General features: G+C 34.0%; 10 protein-coding genes. All 10 read right to left on the bottom strand.

Features of this window, described 5'->3' with window-relative positions; translation table 11 throughout:
* Window positions 1-4: 4 nt before the first annotated feature.
* A complete protein-coding gene (locus DW835_RS01165; protein WP_118730511.1) occupies window positions 5-3652 on the bottom strand; it encodes a helicase-related protein in 3648 nt (1215 codons plus the stop codon).
* Window positions 3653-3661: 9 nt separating this feature from the next.
* Window positions 3662-6262, bottom strand: coding sequence for a DrmE family protein (locus DW835_RS01160; RefSeq protein WP_147353686.1), 2601 nt, complete (start codon window positions 6260-6262; stop codon window positions 3662-3664).
* A gap of 47 nt (window positions 6263-6309) precedes the next feature.
* Window positions 6310-8793 (bottom strand): DUF2357 domain-containing protein, encoded by a 2484-nt coding sequence (locus tag DW835_RS01155; RefSeq protein WP_243036998.1) that lies wholly within the window; start codon window positions 8791-8793, stop codon window positions 6310-6312.
* The gene (locus DW835_RS01150; protein WP_118730508.1) at window positions 8759-10558 is read right to left on the bottom strand and encodes a DUF3578 domain-containing protein; all 1800 of its coding nucleotides are present in this window, start codon (window positions 10556-10558) and stop codon (window positions 8759-8761) included. The genes DW835_RS01155 and DW835_RS01150 overlap by 35 nt, the downstream gene beginning before the upstream one ends.
* A gap of 9 nt (window positions 10559-10567) precedes the next feature.
* Entirely contained in the window at window positions 10568-11638 is a 1071-nt protein-coding gene (locus DW835_RS01145) for a response regulator transcription factor (protein WP_118730507.1), read from the bottom strand.
* A 1-nt stretch (window position 11639) separates the two neighbouring features.
* A complete protein-coding gene (locus tag DW835_RS01140) occupies window positions 11640-13757 on the bottom strand; it encodes an ATP-binding protein (RefSeq protein ID WP_182430190.1) in 2118 nt (705 codons plus the stop codon).
* Between the two features lie 34 nt (window positions 13758-13791).
* Window positions 13792-15114 (bottom strand): DNA (cytosine-5-)-methyltransferase, encoded by a 1323-nt coding sequence (gene dcm, locus DW835_RS01135; protein WP_118730505.1) that lies wholly within the window; start codon window positions 15112-15114, stop codon window positions 13792-13794.
* A gap of 90 nt (window positions 15115-15204) precedes the next feature.
* Entirely contained in the window at window positions 15205-15615 is a 411-nt protein-coding gene (locus tag DW835_RS01130; protein ID WP_118730504.1) for a very short patch repair endonuclease, read from the bottom strand.
* A gap of 17 nt (window positions 15616-15632) precedes the next feature.
* Complete coding sequence (locus DW835_RS01125) at window positions 15633-15803, bottom strand: DNA-binding protein (RefSeq protein WP_118730503.1); 171 nt, start codon at window positions 15801-15803, stop codon at window positions 15633-15635.
* 272 nt (window positions 15804-16075) lie between these two features.
* Window positions 16076-20719 (bottom strand): SMEK domain-containing protein, encoded by a 4644-nt coding sequence (locus DW835_RS01120; protein ID WP_279221258.1) that lies wholly within the window; start codon window positions 20717-20719, stop codon window positions 16076-16078.
* Window positions 20720-20743: the final 24 nt, after the last annotated feature.

Genomic DNA, 20743 nt, shown 5'->3' with positions numbered 1-20743 from the left:
ATTCTTAATCCTTCCATATTAATACGCTGCTTCCAACCGAAATATCGACATTTCTCATGGATGTCATGGTATCAAATGCATTATCATTTTTACCGGTGTTATATGCTTTCATCAGCCTAGCATCACCGTCTTCAGGATAGTTAATCATATACTTTTCACCATAAAAGAAATGATCATCTTCGTATCCTTCTTCTAGATTCTCCCAGCCATCTAAAAATACAGCTATTTCCTCTCGAATTTCATTTTCCTCGGTATCAGTTCCGGGATTTATCTTGCTGATAATATCATTATTTCTGGTAACAATATATTCAACAATCGAATCGATCTCCTTCTTATATTTTTCACGAGTAAATTTTCCCGCAGCATTCTCCGGAGTTAATTCCGGAACCAACTGTCTCAGTAAAGCAATTATAATAGCATGTAGTGCTCTGTCTCTTGCTGGTTTTGAAAAAGGTGTAACCCCCGTCGGCTCCACATGTTTGTAAAAAGATTCATGGTATCCCACAAACTGTTCATAGTGTGATCTATCCCTACTCTTAGAGCCATCATACATAGTAAAAGCTACCCCCGGATATGATCTTCCGACACGACTCGATGCTTGAATATATTCACTTGTCAGCTTAGGTTGCCCGACAAGTAGCATTACATTCAATCGTGCCACATCTATACCAACGGAAATCATGTTTGTAGCCAACAAAATATTTGATGGCCATCTTTTGTTTTCAATGTTTTCTTTACTGTATGTAAGTTTTTCGAGTTTATCTAAAGTTTCATTTAAACGAGTAGTAGATACTCGACTTGTCAATTCGTCCGCATTAGTAATAGTTCGAGCATCTTTATTTGTTCCCAAACGATACGCCATTCGTTTAATAAAATCTTTAACATCATCATCAACAAGCGTTGAACACTTTCCTAAATCTTTCAAACTATTAAAATATACAGTAAGTGTCCAATATTTATCTTTAATTTCATCCGGTAAATTCATTGTATGAATTTTCTGAAGTAATGCTGCTATAGACCTAATCTCCATCATTGCCTTTGTCTTACCTGACGGCATTAATCCAACATACTTTCTTCCATATACCCCTTTTTCGTAATCAATTACTGATTCTCTTGCAAAAAAAGAGTCTTCTGCGTCAATTCCCGGATGTGGAAATTGACAAACTTCTCTGTCATACAGCGATGAACATTGCTCTGCAGCACGTCTGATAGTAGCTGTTGACGCTATAATTTTGGTTTTGTTCCCTTTGCTGCTGCAAATAGCATCAATAGCCGCCTCATATAGCCCAACCATTGTACCTAACGGACCTGATATTAAATGCAATTCATCTTGAATAATAAGTTCGGGAGCTCTATTTTTTCTGCCAATTCCAAAAAACACACCTATTCTGGGATTCCAAGGTAGCATGGCAAACTTATCTACTGTTCCAAACAATAATGTCGGCGGATTTTGATACAATTCTTCATCAACAATCTGTATTGGCAACTTTCCTTGTATATTAAAAAAACATGCTTCCTGAGGACAGAATAATTCAAAATGAGTATTATTTTTCATTCTGTATCCCCATTCTCCTATCTTCTTATGTCCTCTCTTATCTTGAACCATCTTTGTTCCACACCATGGACATTTAAGAACTTGAAACTTATTATGTCGGTCCTTTTGATAATCCAATTCCTCTACAGTTGCTTTATACAACTGTGTTAGTTCAAACTTGGCCTTAACATTTTTGTTGGGAGTATGATCACCGCCAATCCACAAGCCAATAGTTATTGGTTCAGCCCCCAAATCATATTTTCCGTAGATCGGCTTTTTATCCGTTGCATCAACTCGGATATATTCACATGCGCAAATAAGAGTAGACGCACGTGTAAACTGTTGGGCCGCTAAAAGTCTTAACGTATACCGCATAATAACTGTAGTTCCGTCTGAGTCTTCCTTATGGGCAAGTCGTCTGTAAAAAATAGAAAAGGCAGTCAGTCCAAGATAAGCCTCCGTTTTTCCACCACCTGTCGGGAACCATATCAGATCGACCAGCTCCCTGTCATTCGAGCTATCCTCAACTATGGATTTTATACTCATCAATAGAAATGCTATCTGAAAAGGTCTCCATGAATATGGATCTTCCAGAATTTCTTCAACGTTATAATAATTTATTCTATCCAACAAATCCGTCAGTTGTTCATCATAAGGATATCTGCTTACATCAGCGGTTTTTTCTTGGAGTTTTAAATGAGCTCGTTGCATAAACATAGCTCTGTTCGCCAATTGAAATGCATTCCACGATAGTTCATCGGCTTCCAGTATTTCAATTCCTTCGTGCATTCTCTCGGAAGCAGCTTCACAACCGGAAATATTCTTTTCAGCAATATGCTGATACTTTGCATCTAAAGACTCTGTCCTTTGCTTAATGTCCTCTATCCACTTATCATAAGCTTCTACAATTAATAAAAGTTTGTCACATTTAACTTTTTTTTCATCTTTTACCAAATCCGACATGTACTTCATGGACAATACTTCTTTAGTTACTTTCGAATCTGACGGAAGATTAAAATCCATAGACGGAACTTCACTCACGGGAAAATAATTACTATATACCTCTCCCCTTCCCACTTCATCTACATTCCACGAAATCGAAGTCCCGAGACCTGTTCCGTATACTTTTTTATTTCGATATTGAAGTGCAAGTGACTGTTCTTCATCATTTAAATCAAAGATATCAACATTTTCTCCATACTCAACATAAGTAAATTCATTATTTTCGCTGTTAATCCTTATTTCAGGCTGAAAAAGGCAAAGTTTTGCGCTCGATTTCCCAGTATCATCATTAACAAACATAATCGTTAATGACCATATATCATTACCCATATTTCTCCGTAGTGCGGTAATCTTTGCTCCCGTTTCATCCAACTTTTTATTTTGATCAATATAATCGGAATTAGTAAAATCCAATTCAACATCGCAATAATGCGGTTCTCTGACATATCCCTTTCCAAGCTGATCGGAAAGTTTGTACATCATAGTAATTATGCCGTATTCATCCCCTCCGAGCAAATCTCTTTCTTTTATCGCAATTATAGATTTTCTTTTCAATCCTCCGGATGTTAACCGTAAAGTTTTTTCTTTTCTGTCTAAATAAACACAATAATCGAGTTCCTCTGGGAGTTCATAATCTTCCGGTATATTGTCATATGGGATGCGGCAATCAATAGCCAATGCTTTTCTATATGTTGCAAAGCTTACGCTGCAATTAACCCTATTACAGTCTCCTTTAATAAAGAAAGTAATTCCCATGGAAGATGGCATATTTTGTGTGGCCAATCCAATCTCCTCATCAAGGTTTTCTTCATCAGCGTTCTCCTCTGCATGATGGTGTTTCACAAATCCTTCTTCATTATCGATTTTTATCGTTTCCTCTTCAGGCTGCACATCACTGTCTAATTCCTCTACACGCGACGCATCATTGTTATCAGCATTCATTTTGGTATTCTGAGTAAAAAGAACACCTACAGAATATCTCGTATTGGGAGCATCTGAAATAAGCTCATGTTCCTCATCGGGAATAGAAATTTCCGATCCCGGTCCCATAAGTTCTTTTTTTACTAAATCGATATATTCATCTCTGGTTTTTATCATCTTCTGTTTGTCTGTCATATATCCCCCTTAAATAGAAATCGGTCTGTTGGCCATTCCCGCGGGAACAACCATTTCGACTTGTGCAATGCGTTCTACTCTCTTTATTTCCGCTAGAGTATCTATTTTTTCAAAAATAAAATTCATACCGGATCCCTCTTTGGTAATCCTCCCGCTCAATTTATTAACGACTGCAGTTCCTACTTGGTCCAAAATTTTTCTTCTGATTGACCTTATCTCTCGACAAGCTTCGAATATCTCTTCCGGATTATCTTTAAGTTCGTCAACACCGGTAATATTTCCTATATGTCGTATTGAATCTACATTTCTCGGACCCACTGTGTGCGAGTCCTCATCAAGCCAATTTAAAATTGTTTGCTCATGAACGGTTGCACCATCTTTCAGCAATAACTCCGCAACTTTCCTTGCTGTAAATCTTTGTGCATGCATAAAGTCAACTAATGAATTTTTCCATAAATTAGCCTTTATGTAATTTTTCTTTGAACTATCATCCAACCAGCCGTCTTGAAAGAGCTTTGTTAAAATCGAAGTAACAATATCTTTGGTATCATCATTATTTTTTGTAAAAACTATAGAATCTCCTTCGCAAATCTCTTGTACTTCTACCTCCTTTACAACACCTATTGTTTCATCCAGTACATATGCCTTATAATGCTTACTTAGGTACGCTTTTGTATCGTCATCAAAAGCAGCTACCACAGCAATGGCGGTGTTTACCATACCCTCACATCCCGTATTACTTCTATATTCCGAATTAACAGAAGTTATATCAGCATTGAAAATATACTCCTCCATTTCCTTTTCAAAATCTTCAGTCTCTTTTTCCTCAGATGTTATTGCTTCGCCTTGCTCCTGCATGGTAACAATAAGCGTCGATTTTTTCTGCAATTGATTAATTCTATTGTGCGATGACTTATTCTTAAAATAGTATCCTGCTTTTTCACTTTCATACAAAACCGAAATGATCGTTGATGCAGCATTACACGTGAATGTATTGAATGCTTTTCCCTCATAATCTCCGAGCACAATAACACATTCATACATTTGTGAATTATCAAATCTATTTGGAGTAGTAAAATATTTTTTTCTGAAAAAATAATCGGAAAACATTCCTGAGCCCTTCAACATAGTTATATAATATGCCTTTGGAACAACAATTGCTGTTTTTTCACCAACATGTGAATATAAGTACCGCCGTAACCATTCGTATTTACCTGTAATCTTCTCCTCTTGCTCTAATATCTTTTCCAGTAAATGAATCGTTATCTCGGCTTTTTCTTGTAAGACTTTTGGAAATTCGGATAATAGTATTTCCATTTCTTTAATCTTTTCGTTTGGAGTGTTTACATCAATAATTCCCTTTTCTCTGGCTACGGAGAACCTATCCATTGGAAAAGGTGCTGTAACAAACAGTTTCATTAACGAATACGCCAGCAGAATAAAACGTTCTTTTTCATCAGTAGTATATTCATTACGCTTTATGGCAATAATGTGCTTTTTAAATTCGTAAACAATTTCTTTCTCAAGACCATTTTCTTCAAGTACGATTAATTTATTATCCTTTTCAATTATTGTATTGACTTGTTTCGAAAGTTTAAGAGTATAATCATTAATTTCCGCAATATCAGTAGTACTGTTTTCCAACAAGAAATCTTTTGTACATGCAAAAACCTCTGTTTCCTCAATATCCAAAGTTAATTCAAAAGCCAATTCACTGTCTATTGAAGAAGAAATATAAACATATTGAAGTGATTTACGATTTATTAACTCGTGTAATTCCGAGTACCCTCTGGAAATAGAATCTTCTCCCAATACTATTAACCCTAAATGTCTGTTTCCTCGCCTTGACAAGAGTAATTGTCTTGCAGCCGAAACTTTTGCTGTAAATTTAAGTGTGGGTTCGTTCTTTCCCGTATTCCCACCGTACCGATACTCATCTTCTTCCGTAAAATATGATGCCGTTACTAATTCCAATAAACTAATTTTCTTTTTACCAAAAGCCAGGCTAATATTTTTGACTAAATAATCCACCCTGTCACGAGGTGCAACAATAACACATGACGTATCTAAAACACTGGGAATGTTTTCTTTTGTAAAGCCCAATACTTCCACAAAAAAATCATCTCTTAGTGAAGACTTTTTTCTTATACCTCTCCCATCCATCCGAACCGAGTCGCCATTATAAGGTTCAATATTTCTCCAACTTTTTTCCGGTATATAATTTACAGAAGTACCACCTTGTGTAAGTTTAATATATTTCTTACCACTTTCAGCTCTTATCTCACTACCATCTACAAATCCGCCAAAAAAATAGCGACTCTTCTTGTTCTGGCCATATAAAACTATATCCCCCTCTGAAAATGAATTAACGACATCTCCCGTTTCCACCTTATTGGAAATAAGGTTAAAAATCATAGCATACGTCACAAGCATTGCGTCAAAACAAAACGACCCTGTATGCATGATAAGACCGATATTATGATCTCGTTTTGAAAATGTCTGTGTTAAATACTGTCCGAAAGATTTTAACAGTTTTTCTTTTGATATCGTTTGCCCTTGAATTCGTATTTCGATTTTTTTTAAAACTTCGTAAATTTTATTTTCCTCCAATTGCACTTTCCCCTTCGCAAAGTATATTTGTCGTGTTGTCCTATCGATTATGTTATATATTTCCTGAGTCCCTCAAATACAATACTTGGCGTTTTTACAAATGACGATGTTTTGATTCTAAATAACTCTCTTCCCGAATTATATATTCGAATATAAAGTTCATCGTTATAAACCGATACCGTGTCATTAATTTTTACAAACAATTCTCTTGCATTATCCTGAACTCTCAAATTATCTCGAATTCTACGGAGTTCATAAACTAATCTATAATCCGCCTCTGTCCTAATATTAAACAACTCAAAGGTAGATTTGCTGTTATGTAGCAAAAAGAAATTACTGTATCTTGGTCGATACACCCAATCTTTTTCAAATTCTATCTTTGAATTAAGCCTTACCCATTTCTTTATAGTGAACTTATAGCACATAGCGCTCGGATTAGTTCGTCCGCCAAGATCATTAATCTCTTTTCGAGGAACAACGGCAGTTTCTATCACCTCACCATAGTAACTAACTCCTGCATCTTCTCCGAATAATTTTTTTGAATGATAAATTGCAATATAATCGATCTGATGATAATTTTCGTCCATACTTCCAACCGGAACATAGTAGTATTTTTTATTAAAACATTCCTTCCATTGTTCTCTTGATCCCAGTGATCCAACAAGAACATCTTCCCTTGTCCAATCAACTTTTTCTAATTTTTCTTCAATTCCCCTTGGCAAAATTGCTTTGTCATATGCACTGGCATCTGATTCCCCAACAAGCTTTGTCAATAATTCTTCCGCTATTTTAGTTTTTCCGGGCATAAACGGTAATCCGCCAATGTTAACCGTATCTATACTTTTACAAAACTGATGGGATCGATACTCTTCTTCGTCATTTGGGTACGGAAAAAGTACATATGCTCCAAACATCAATTTTTCACTAATATTTCCATCTTTTACAACAATTGCATCCCTATATCGATGCATAGTATTGATATCTTCCACTTTCGGTCCCGGTTTCTTTTCATTGTCCGGATAATGTTCATCCGGGTTCATTTCAACTTTATATTTTGCATCAAATACATATTGAAATTCAGCTTTTTTTCCTTCAACACCTACTCTTTTTGTAAGTTTAAGTACAGTATCGGGAATTTGTTTTGCTGTATCCGACGGGTACTCACCGGGATTATAGATTAGTTCAAAAACATCCCCTGTATTTGTATCAAGAAAGCGCACCCGCGATTTGCTGTCTTTCGATATCGTAACTGTAATCCCTTTTCTACTCGTTTTTATAATATTACCGCCATCATCCAAAAGTGTATATTTTCTCTTCATAATATCAACGAGCTTAATGAAACACCAATATTCATATAATGTAGAGGTTTCTTTTACCGAAAAGCTAAATATCTCGCCACTAAAGGATATTCCCCTCTGAATTAATTCAAAATATCTGTACAATTCTCTGTATCCCGGTGCCATTTGAAATACCAATGACATAGTATTGACGTCTTTAAGTCTTGAAATATCTGAAAAAATCGGATTTTTCAATTGTACGCTAATCTTAGATACCATATCATCAATTCTTTCCACCACCATAGAATCCGCCATTTTATCAGGTTCTTTAAAACTTGCCAAATACATGCGTTTAAACTTAAGTAATTGCTTAACAGTGTTTATAAACATAAATTTAACCAGCTGATTTTCAGTTGTGTCATATGTAATAGTCTTCTGAACCCCAAGAGCTCTGTTAAACATCTTTTTCCCGTTATTACAACTTATCTGCTCCGGGTGCTTTTCTAACCACAATATGGTTTTGCTATCCGTCTGCTTTAGTTTATGACTCGGAACCACTGTGTGTTTTTTTAACAATTTATGAGTCGGAGATTGCATTATTACCTTAGTTGCTCTATAGTACTTATCAAAAAGCTGATTAATAAGCGTAAAGAAAATTGCCGGCACATTAGTTCTTGATTCACATGTTGTTCCTAATGAATAGGTGGAATTAATGAAATCAATAACCGCCCCTTCAACCATTTCATTTATATCGTTTCGAATCAATTCGTAATCATCTTTATATGAAAGTTTAGACGGAAATACCTCTATTTCAATTAACAAACGATTCCCAAAAGAATCATAAAAGATAAGATTTGAGTACCCTACGTCATTACCGAAATTAATTACTCCGGTTAAGCGATTCGGTTCATCATCATCTACCGTTGTAATCGCTTCTCTTATATGCTTATTTGCATGTTCAAAATACAATGGTTTGTTTTTCAATGACTTAGCGCTTACGATATAATCCGATTGCTCAAAAAATAAAGGTTCTGTTTCCTCAAGAGCATAATTTTCTCCGGATACACCACACTCATTTCCCGCAATATTAAGTTTTTCAATTTTACCCCATATTTCAATCTTGGACTGCTGTTGTGAAAGAGCATCAGAAGAAAGAGGAGGTTCCTTTCTTCTCTTAACAGTGACGCGTATATCCGAGGCAACCACATCAATTATTTGATTAGACCCAGAAAGAGGTAAAATCATCGTCTTCATATCTCCTAAGCATCTTACATATTTTCTCAGCACTTTTGGGGAAATCAACCGTGTTGTTCTCCATTAAATAATTTTCCATCTTTTGAGCGTCTGTCTGTCCGTTTTTCTGTGCATACGGTCCAGCACAAAGTTTGAATAATTCCCTTAAAATATTTGCTAATTTTTCCGAACTTCCTTGAATACGCGGAAGTACTTTCTGCATTATCTGGTTATCAAACGCCTCTCTGTCAGATAGCAGCCCAAACTTTTTGTTATACAGCATGTAGAAGACTATCTCATCCCGCACTCTATATCCAAAATGTGCATCTCCCTTCTGTAAAACAGAATTTATGTTAGATATCCTATCATTTATTGTTATGACATCTTCCCATTGATCGACGCAATCTATTCTTAATCTCAAATAATTTGCTCTTAAAAATTCATTGTCTACAACTACGGCTTCAGGTTTTTTCACTAAAATCTCATCAGACAAATCAAAATCAACATATGAAAATTCTATGGTATTTGCTCTGTCTAACACCTTTTTGCTAAACGGAAATGTGGTTTCATCCATATTAACGGTTCCCACTATGTACAAATTTTCAGGTATCATTAAATTCGAATATAGGTCTTCTGCGTTCTTGTCCCCGCAATAACAACTCCTTGGGATCAACTTGTCTGTAATTATCTCATGTTCATCCCAATCCCTTGTTTCCATAACAGAAAGAAAGTCACTGAAATAATATTCAACACGAGCCAAATTCATTTCATCAAGACACAAAATATAAGGCAGTTTACGTTGATCATCTGCAGCCTTTTTTATAAATTCAATAATTGCTCCCGGGATAAAATGATTATCCAAATTTACATGTCCAAAAAGATCCGTAGAATCAGACCAATCAGGTTTCACCGCCACTTGTTTATAACGACCATCACCATATGCACCTATTGCCTCAGCAAATAATCGAACCAGTCTGGTTTTGCCGGTTCCGCTGGTTCCGGCCAAAAGGACAAACGGTTTTGCCTTCAAGCTAAGATAGAAATTGGCTAATAAATTCTCATCATATTTGAATCCTTTTGCATTAATATATTCAGATATTTTATTGATCTGATCTCTCGGCGACAACTTTTCACCTTCTTTCGTATTCTTACTTTTCCCCAATTTTACATAAACTTTGTCATAATACGTCTCGTATGCTTCAATGAATTTTAACAAGTCAGCATATAATTCATCATCTTCAGGCAATGTCTCCAAAGTATACTTTATGTAATATATGCATCCTGCATCATACGGTTTAGATCCTGTATCAATCGGGTCAAATTGTAAGCCACTCAATTGACCTATTTTACTTCGTATATTACTTGCCCGTAACCGAAGGCTTTCTGTTGTTTTGCTATTGTTTGCAGTAGCAATTCCCGTAAAGGCAAGCTTTCCGGAACCGTCTCCTCCCTGTGCTATATCCGTTGCTCCCTGGTTTAGAGTTAAAAATAATTCCTTTGTATCCTTATTAAGAAGGTATACTATGTAAACCCCTTTTTGTGCTGATGTAGTTATACGCTTATCAAAAACCGCAATCCAAGGCACATCGGTCCACCTACCTGCTCCGACACTCCCTTTCACTTTATATATCTCTTCATCACAATGTGATTGTATTTCATTCGCAATGTCTCTTCTCACAAGTTCACCAAATGGGCGCTTAAAATTATCCTTATCACGAGCAGCAGATAGTTCGTATGCATACTGATCAATGAACTTATATAACATTTCTTTTAAACTATCTCTCATCCAATACCCCTATTCTACGATTGAATCCACCCACGCATCCACATCCCTATCTGGCATGCCTGGTCTACAGGAATTTATCATGTGTGCCCACACAACATTTTCACGAAAAGGGCTGCTTAACGAAGCAACTCTATAATAATCTTTTCCGTCAGCTTCTTTTTCATCAAGTGCGATCTGACTTAATTGAAGTCGTTCTATTGATTTTAAATTCACCGTCATATAAGGTATCTTCTGTGGCAATTCTGGTAACGGGACCTTAGCATAATTATATCCTGTATTGATATATTTCTTGACATCTCTTTTTACATTATCCCTATCTGGTGTTTCAGCAGTTGTTTTGTACAATGATCCAGCATTTTCGCATTTTGCCACTAAAATATAAGTATCTAATTTTGCTCTAGCCATATCACATGATGGAGTCAATATAACATAATACTTTGCTGCCTTTGCCACTTGCGAATCATCCCCATCATTTTTCCTAATTATATCAGCCGCCATAAGTTTTTCATTCATTGGCGGATACTCATACTCAATCCACGCAGGAGGGGTGAACTCTTCCTCCACGTGAGAAAATGAATTTTGTATCCTTTTTGTTAACATATACTTAACAACATTTACATCTGTATTTCTAATATTAAAAAAATATGCCATAGCACGTGCCGAGGCTAAAAGTGATTTATTTAATTCCCTTTTTGATTCTTTCACAGCCAAAATATATGGTTCCCACTGTTCAATTTTATTAATAACTACTTGTTCATCACCCTTAGGTATTATTTCAATCATAGGATTGTTTTCAGCAATATGAGTCACAGCATCCGATATAGTTGATGCTATTGCAGAAAAAACTATAATCGGTACAAAATCTCTCTCATAAATGGCATTAAAAATAGGATCTCCTTCATCAGTGCTTTCTGCATCGTACATCCAATCCATAACAACCAAATCCGGATCATACATAGTTAAATTACCAGCTGCATCACCGAATGTGCAATTCTTATACTCCCACTCGTTTTTTTCTTCAATAAAATCAACTATTCCTTGTATTGCTTCTGTTTTATCTTCTATAAATAGTATTTTCATTTTATCTTTTGATCGGAATATCTACCACCAAAGAAGCTCCTCCTATTTTTCCTGGTTGTATTACTCCAACTTCTCCTCCGTATGCTTTTATGATCTCTGTTACTATTACCAAGCCCATCCCAATTCCTTTGGGTTTTGAAGTGACTCCTGGTACAAATATACGTTCTGAATTATTTTTATCTATGCCTTTTCCATTATCATTTACTGAGATACGGCACATTCCCTCCTTGCATTCTTCTACATTTACTGATAACTGCTTTGAACCATCGTTTTCTTGCATCCAATAACAGGCATTATCAAACAAATTAATAAAAACAGTCTGCAATTCACTAATCGGTACTAATGCCTCCAAAGTTTCGCCAACTTTATTATCGAGTAGCACACCTTCACTCATTTTTTTGGATGAAATAAGATTAAAACTTTTATCTATTGCACTTCTTAGGTTCACAGGTGGAATTCGTTTTCTCAAATCACGTTTATATAATGGTGCAAAACTGTTAGTAACGTCTAAAATCCTTTTGTGGCTGCTTAATGCTCCTGAGTAGTATGCATGGGTCCTCTCATCTTCTGGCAGAAATCGCCCTATACGATCTAAAAAGCGCTTGATTGTAGTCATTCCCGTTAGTATTTCATGCATGATTACAATAGCAATTGATCCCAACGAGGCTGTTTGTGCATAATAAACAAGGCGTTCATTCAACTCTTGTAGCTGCAACTCATTCTTTTCATGATAGTCTTTTATATACTCTACTATTTCATTTGCATTGGCACCATTTTTAGCTGCATTTTCTACTGATTCAACTAATTCTCCAGACGACAATGGTGACAATATTTCTGACAATGCCTCGCCTTTTTTTCCTTCTTCTTTATCTATATTTCTTTCTCTTTGAAGCGAATCTACAACTTCAAGCATTATTTCAACAAACTGTTTATATTGAAAAGTATCTGCTAATTTTTCTCTATCTGTCGTATCCTTAATATTAGGGTTTTGTTTATTACTTATCTGAACTATTCCTATAATCTGATTAGTACTTAATCTACGTCCAATTTGACTAATACGTCTTGCGTCCAATCCAAGCCAGTCTCTGCTTGTCTCTGATTTTGGCAATACAAGAACTTTGTCCCTATAAACCGATATTCCCTTATACAATTTTATACTTGCTCTAATGTCCCTTTTACCAATAGAAAAACGTTCCGAAACACTCTGTAAACTCTCTGAATCCATATCCCAAGCTCTAAGTTCAAACGAAAAAGGACCAGCTATATATTCTTTCAACTCCTTTTCAACATTCAGCAAATCAGAATTGTCCTTATAATTTTCAAATGTCCACTCTATTGTTTCAACATTTTCTCTTCTCTTAGTTTCTCCTTCAAATAAATACTTATATTTTATAGAGCCTTTGGAATCAACTTCGCCCACAATCTTATAGGTAGGCTTATCAATAAAACTCTTAGGCTTAACGCCAATACCTTCTGTATCATTCAATGTTGTAACTCGTATATCGAAATCATTTATGCCTTCAAACGGTGTAATCAATCTTGAGAGTTCATTCATTAAGTCAGCAATTTTTTCTGAATTATCCCAATTTTCGTTTAAATTTTGGATAATAATTGTTGTTCCTGTATTTTTAACATCATCCAACATTCTTAATTCCATTTGACAATCATCAATTTTATCAATTTCATTAAAAAGACTCCAGTCAAAAAATGCTTCCATCGCAGGACCATTATCCGTTTTGGTAATCATTGTCATCGTTCTTCCAAGTCGTGCTGCTGAGAAACGCCCTAATCCCTTATTTCCAGAAACAACCCTAGTATGTTCAATTCCATTAATTATTCGCTTGACCGTTGGATTATTTTTTTTGTATGGTGTCGCAATAGTAGCCCATGCATTAACAATTACATCCTTTGTCATTCCACAGCCATCATCTTTTATAACAATTCTAGGATTTCCTCTTTCGTCTTTGTCAAATCGTATATCAACCAATAATGCATATGCATCATATGCATTTTTAACAAGTTCCAAAACCGCTACACTATCACTTGTAACCAATTCTTCACCAAATGCTGCAAACGCACGTGGATGAATCTGAATTTTTATTTTTTCAGAGCTTTCCATATATAAACACCTCTCTACGCAAACATTTTGGAAGTTAATTAACAAAATAATATTTTGTTGATCTTCCTTTCTCCGTTCGATTAATTTTTTTCCCTTTTTCCAGTTTTCTAAGTATATAAGAAGCATTCTCTGGTTTTATTTGAAGAGTTTTGGCTATAGATTTTCGGGTTATACCTCCTTCGCGTCTATCAAGATTCTTTAAAACTACTTCATAATTTTTATTTAAAACACTTAACTGTTTATATATAAACTCAGCCATTGTTTCTATTACAGGTATAGAGACAGCATTTCCAAACTGCTTATACTGTTGACTTTCTGGAACATTCTTTGGAAATGCAAATGTTTCCTTTCCCGTTTGTGAATCAATAAACCCATACCCAATAAATCCTTGCAATCTTCCCCATTCAGTAGGAGTCATCATTCTCACATTCTTTGAATTTAACCCTCCCTTTTTTCTAAGACTTGCTTCCTCTTCAACTGTGTGTTCCGGCATTGTTTGTATAATAAGATTACGTTCCCTTCCAGACCCCCCCGTTGCCATTATAGTATTAGCATAGGTTCTATGATGATCTAGACTATTCAATATATAATATCCATACCCATTTCCATTATCCTTTTGTCGTTTTTCATGTTTTTCCAACGTCTCCAGATATTTTGCTGACATGTAATAGTGCAAATCAACATCATGATCTAATATATCATTCAAGTACTTGTTTAGATTTGGATTATTCAAAAGATGAGTGTTCAATCCCCTTGGTAATTCATTTATAAATTCATCCGAATCCAATAACTCTCCATATAAATCCCTATCAAACGCAATAAAATATGCTCTTGGCCGGTTTTGTGGTAACCCAAAATCCTTAGTGTTACGCACAAATGAATCCTTGTTGTACTTTAATACTCCATCATCTTCATGAGACACCCCAATAACCTTGTAATTTAACCTCTTTTCCAAAGTATCAACAATCACCTTAATTGTCCTTTTCTTGTCATGAGATACAATATTCTGTACGTTCTCCAAAAATACAACCTTAGGTCTTCTACGTTCTATAATTTGCGTTATGTGAAAAAATATAGTTCCTTTAGTTAGATCACCAAACCCTTCCAAATTTCCCTGGCTACTAAACGGTTGACACGGAAAACCCGCTAACAGAACATCATAATCACACTGTGCAACTACTTCCTTAAATTCTTCCGAAGTCAAATCATTTCTAGGATTTTCCTTAAATAAAGACTCATATGTACGCGCAGCATATTCATCAATCTCTGCTGATAATACATTTTCAAAGTGACCAGTTCTCCAGAATCCTTGCCTTATTCCACCTATCCCAGCACATAAATCTATTGTTTTATACATATATCACTACTATTCTCCATCTACTAATATTTTCTCCAGTAATATCTTCAGGAGTGACAGTGTATATAATGCGCACACTTCCACTCCAGATCACTCTTCTAACGCCTTCTGTATTACATCTGCGCATTCCTTACAATGTGTCTTTATATCTCGTCCCCAAAATCGTAATACCTTCCATCCATCATCTTCCAGGGCCTTGTTTACTTCTTTGTCTCTCTCAATATTTCTTTCAATTTTAGGTATCCAAAAATCCTTATGAGATTTGAAATCTCCTTTTCTGTTCTTCCAATCATATCCGTGCCAAAATTCACTGTCACAAAAAATGGCTACCTTCTTCGATTTAAACACAATATCGGGTTTCCCAACTATTCCATTTACATTCTTTCGGTATCTTAATCCTCGATTCCATAGTTCTTTTCGCAACATAATTTCTATGTCTGAATCTTTATTTTTTACTTGTTTCATATTAAAACTTATTTGTTCTTTTGTTTTTTTTGACATAGATATTCCTCAATCTGTTACATTTTTACCTTTCTCTTATCTTTCGGTTTTTGAGCATTTTTAGGAATAAGCCATCTATTTCCAAGCATAATAGCTCCCTCTACCCTTCCTTCTTTGCACAAAATATCAACACGTCTTTGAGAAATGCTCCACTCTTTTGCAACCTGCGCCGTAGTTAGTAAATCCATTCATATTCTCCTTTAGATTTGTCCCTATACTAGATATTATTCCTCTTTGCGAACAATTACAAGAAATATGACTGTTTAACCATTAATTTTATTCCCATCTTACTCAAATCACATTACTCTATCATCCATTCTGTATCTTCAAAACTTCTGCATGTAATGATGTAATATGAAACATCAAATGTTAATATAATCATTTATAAAGACATAATGCTATCCCTACAATAATCTACTACTTCCAAAAGTTTTAATCTCTTGCAGCAATGTACCTTCTCTCAATGCACTCTGAATTCATCAAGTATAACGGCAGCCTCTTCTATATTGAACTCAATCAACATCTCTAAAAATTCTTCAAATGCTTTCATTAACTCTTTATCTGCTTTAATATCGTCATTAAAGTCCAAAAAAGCCTTGGTAATAATTTTATTTATTACAAATTCACTATTTATTATAACTTTTTCACATTTTGAAAAATCATGTTTGCACTTTTGAAACGACTCATTTATCGGGATGATCACCTCTGGTAAGAGTTCCGTAATATGCATTTGATCTATTACATATAACAAATTTTTTAAATAAAGCCACCCATACTTCACCCAAAGGTTATTCAAAAACATTTTATCCTTATAGGAATATTTTGTTTGTAACTCATTCCAATCATGCATATGGTATTTTCCCAAAGTAAGAAACATCATAACATAAAGATTATGCTTCACATTTTCATCAGCAATTAATGCTATTTTGTTTTCAATCCTTGCCACTATTACCTCACACTTCTTTCTAACAGCTTTATTATCATATCCGTCAAAATACACCGTTAACAAATGGCATGAAATATCTTCATATAATTCATATACGTCAGAATTCATTTGTGCAAAATCAGGGAAATCAAACAGCATATCTATTATAGCTGAATAATATTCATTGCCCGTTAATTCATTATTAATAAATTCCTTTACTTCTCCAATCGCATATGCGTCTAAATATTCATAGTAATCTTTTACACTTGCAATAATTGACAAGATGTATGGAAAGATCTTTCCCATTATTCTTCTAAACTCTTCATCTTCAAAATTTAATCCGCAATTTGATATATAACATAATGTTTGAATATCACTATCCTCTATATTCCATGTGCTCAAATCCTTTTTTTCTTCATTCACAAGTAATTTTTTTATAATTTCTTCTCTGCTACTTTGGTAAAATTCAATTTCATTCTTCTCAAAAATTTCTTTTACCCAGATAGGTGGTTTTCCTCTATTCGGCTGATATTCAATATTCTTGCTCTTTTCATTGAGTTTAGATACATTATATTTATAGTATGTCATTTTGTCCTCTGACATTGCAATAATTGTATAAAATAAATTTTTGGCCAACTTTTTATTCTGTGGCAAATATCCCTTTAATTGTGAAGTAATCTTAGAAATAATTCCTTGTTGCCCTTTATATAAAAGACAATTTAGCATTTGACGTTTCATTTTCTCCTTTACTGAAAAATCTAATTCAAATTCAATTTGTCTATAAAGTACTTTAACCAAACCTATTTCAAATGCAAAAATTCCATTATTAAAAATACTCTCTATTCCATCCAGCCAAATATTGCATAATCTAGAGCGTTCCTCTAATGTTATTTCTTTTTGGGCTAATACATATGCAATTATCATTATAAGATCATTTTGTAGTTGTCCAGGAACATCCGTACTTTCTATTAAATCTTGTAATTTAGTAATCGTCTCAAAACAATCTTGTAATCCAATTTTTCCATCTACCATCAAAGAATTACAATTACATATTATTTTTTTGAAATCGTCCTTATCTCTGTTATATTTACTTTTAGCATTTTCTTCAACAATTTTCCTAGCTGCACCCGTTATTTTAGGAATGACTGCATATGTATGCTCATCAACTTTGTTCATAACAGCGTTTCGTAAATCCATTTTCTGTATTTGTAAATGTTGTCTGGCATTATCACCTTTATTTGGAATAATTGAATACAAATAATCAAGGCGCTTCTCTGCTTTTTCCTTATATTCACCACCTAAGAGTTGCATCTTTATAGTTATATCTTGCAATGAATCATTTGATTTTACTTTAATGTCATACCTTTGTTTAATTTCCGGAATTCCTACTGACATAAGCACCAGTTTTTCATATAATTGTCTATTCGAATCAGGAGACAATATTCCGATTTTCTGACTATCTAGCATAACCAATTCAATACTTGACGCTAAAAAAGCCGAATATCCTGGAATAACTTCTTCGCAGTTTCGTCCTATTTCAGCGATAACAGAAAGCATCATAATATTGTTAGCCTCTTGTAAAATCTTAGACTTAATATAGTCTGCAAATTTTATTACTACTGTTTTATCATTATGTTCAGAGTTTATTTCACGTATAGCTTTTTGAGTAAATAAATAAATTCCGTCGCTTAATAATGCATGGACTCGATTCTCCTGAATTCCTACCAACCAAAAAATCGGATTGTATATAAAATTCCTTCCTTCATTGGGTGAATTTTCCCATACACTTATATTATATACACTCTCGGGAGATAATGCCTTTATTGAATCAGCCACATGATTTGTAAGTCTAATCAACCATTCAAGTGCAACTATCCAGTTATATTGTACAAGTACATTTAAAAATCCATTTTCATATACCTTTTTATATTCATAACTATAGTAACCAGCTTTTCTAGACAATCCACATTCTTCAGTATCCTCTATTAAATTTTGACTATAACAAAAAGCATTTTTATCATATTGGGGATTCTTTATCCAATACGTATCTGCCACTTTACACAAATCTTCAGGAAGTTGCAGTGCAAGTGCCGGTACAGTGTTTTTTAAAATATATTTTATTATCTCCTCATCTAGGTGATGTTTTCTATCCTCTATACTCAGATACCCGCTGATTCGTTCCTCCCAAAAATGTTTAATCCATCCTTTAGACTTTTTTGCCATTCTATATATTGGCATTAAACATATATTTATATCATCTGACAAATGAAACTGATTTTCCTGCAAAGAATTATGCATCTTCTCTTCAATATAAAATTCAAGTATACTGCAAGCATGTTCCAATGCGGCATCATCGTTCTCAAAATTTTGGGAATAGTCCTCGCACAATTTTAATACCTTTTTTTCTACACCATTTTCTTTATATATACCGCTGTTAAAAATTATATTAATTAAACATGGTCTGCCTATTCCAATTGGCTCTAATTTTGAATAAACGTTTTCATATTTTAAATTAATTATAGTTGTTTCAAATGCAAAATTATTAGTAAGCCTAACAAATTCCCATAGCAAATCACCGGAAATAGAATCAGCATACTCCTCAAAAAATTCACTGCAAAAATTTGATTTCACAATTCCTATCATCGTCTGTTCTTTCCAATCCATAGGAATTTTATTTGTCTCTAACAGTTTATATAAGAATTTCTCTCTGTTTCCTTTCGAAAAAAGTTTGTTTTCTACCCATATTTGATATCTGCGATATATACATCTTCCCATATTCATTAGATTTGAAAAGAAAACATCATACTCATTTTTGCAATCATCATACTTTTCATCAATAAATCTTTCAAAACAAATATCCTCAAAAATATCATATTTAAGACGTATTGTATTATCTGCACAAGAGGTAATAATATTCTCCGACTGCAAAATATTAACTATTTCTTCCCCTACTTCTTCCTTTCTTACACCCAGAAGGAATTTTTTAGCTCTATCAAACACTATTTTTTCTACAGCATTTCTAATGTCCGAAGTTTTAATTCCATATAAAAATTGCTTTCCACTCATGCATATCACTTGTGTCCAAATTAAATTTCTAAAGCTATCTACATCTTCAATTTTTTTAGAATCCTTTATTTCCTTAATAATCAAATTAAGATAAAACGGCGAACGTAAAAGTTGAATATATGATTTTGTGCTCCATAATTCCTGTATTATTTTGTATTTTTTAGCCACCCCGATAATTTGATTATTTGTAAGCAGGGAAATATCATATTTCTTTATCTTATAAATATTTTCAATTTTTACAAATGCAGTCCTATCACAAGATCTGCATGACGTTACTACATATATGTTATTATACCCCTTGACAGTTTCATAAATTTGCTGTAAAGTATCCAATTTTGTTTTTGCACCGTCAGCTATAAACTCCAATGCGTCAATATAAATAACAAGTTTTTTTTGACCTATATATTTAGCAACCTTATCAACATTCACTCCCCATATGTCTTCCAAGGATCTTGCTTCCGAAATTTTTTCTGCCCTAGCATAAAGTAATAATTCTTCATTTTCAAGCATAATCTTACACAAGGCAGATTTACCAGAACCAGCTTCTCCTTGTATGGAAATAAAATTTAAATTATCTTCTTGTATTTGTTTTATCTCTTCCGATCTATCAATTATATATTCATCATTAATAAAGTAATCAATGTTGTTATTAATCAATGCTTTACTCAGTGTAATAGCTTTTTCAAATTTATCGCCTATTTGAATCAATAAATCATTCTCGCTCTGCAAAAAATCATATAACGCAGTTTGAAATTTAATATCTGTTTTTGCCTTCTGGATTATATCATCTGTTGTAATCAGATTGTCTTTTTTAGTGAATGCAATGCTTCCTATTTGAAATTCACCTGTATAATCTTTTACATCGTTCACACTATCATTGCTAATAACAAAGAAAAACAACTTCTTCACATCTTTAAATTCTCTCGATTTACTATCTCGTATTTTTTCTAGAGTTGATTTCACTTTTAAAGGTATATCCTGGATTGTGCTTACTTGAACATACAATTTATTATCTTCTGAAATCAAATCAACATATGGAAAATTTGATTTTGCTACATTTAAATTTAAGAATTTCTGTCCAAACCACAGTTTGCAAATCTCCTGTGCAAAAATTTCGTAAACGTCAAATCCTGCGCC

The organism is Clostridium sp. AM34-9AC, assembly GCF_003480225.1.
GTDB classification, from domain to species: domain Bacteria; phylum Bacillota; class Clostridia; order Lachnospirales; family Lachnospiraceae; genus Acetatifactor; species Acetatifactor acetigignens.
The sequence above is the reverse complement of the archived record's forward strand: the minus strand, read 5'-3'. Positions and strand labels throughout refer to the sequence as shown.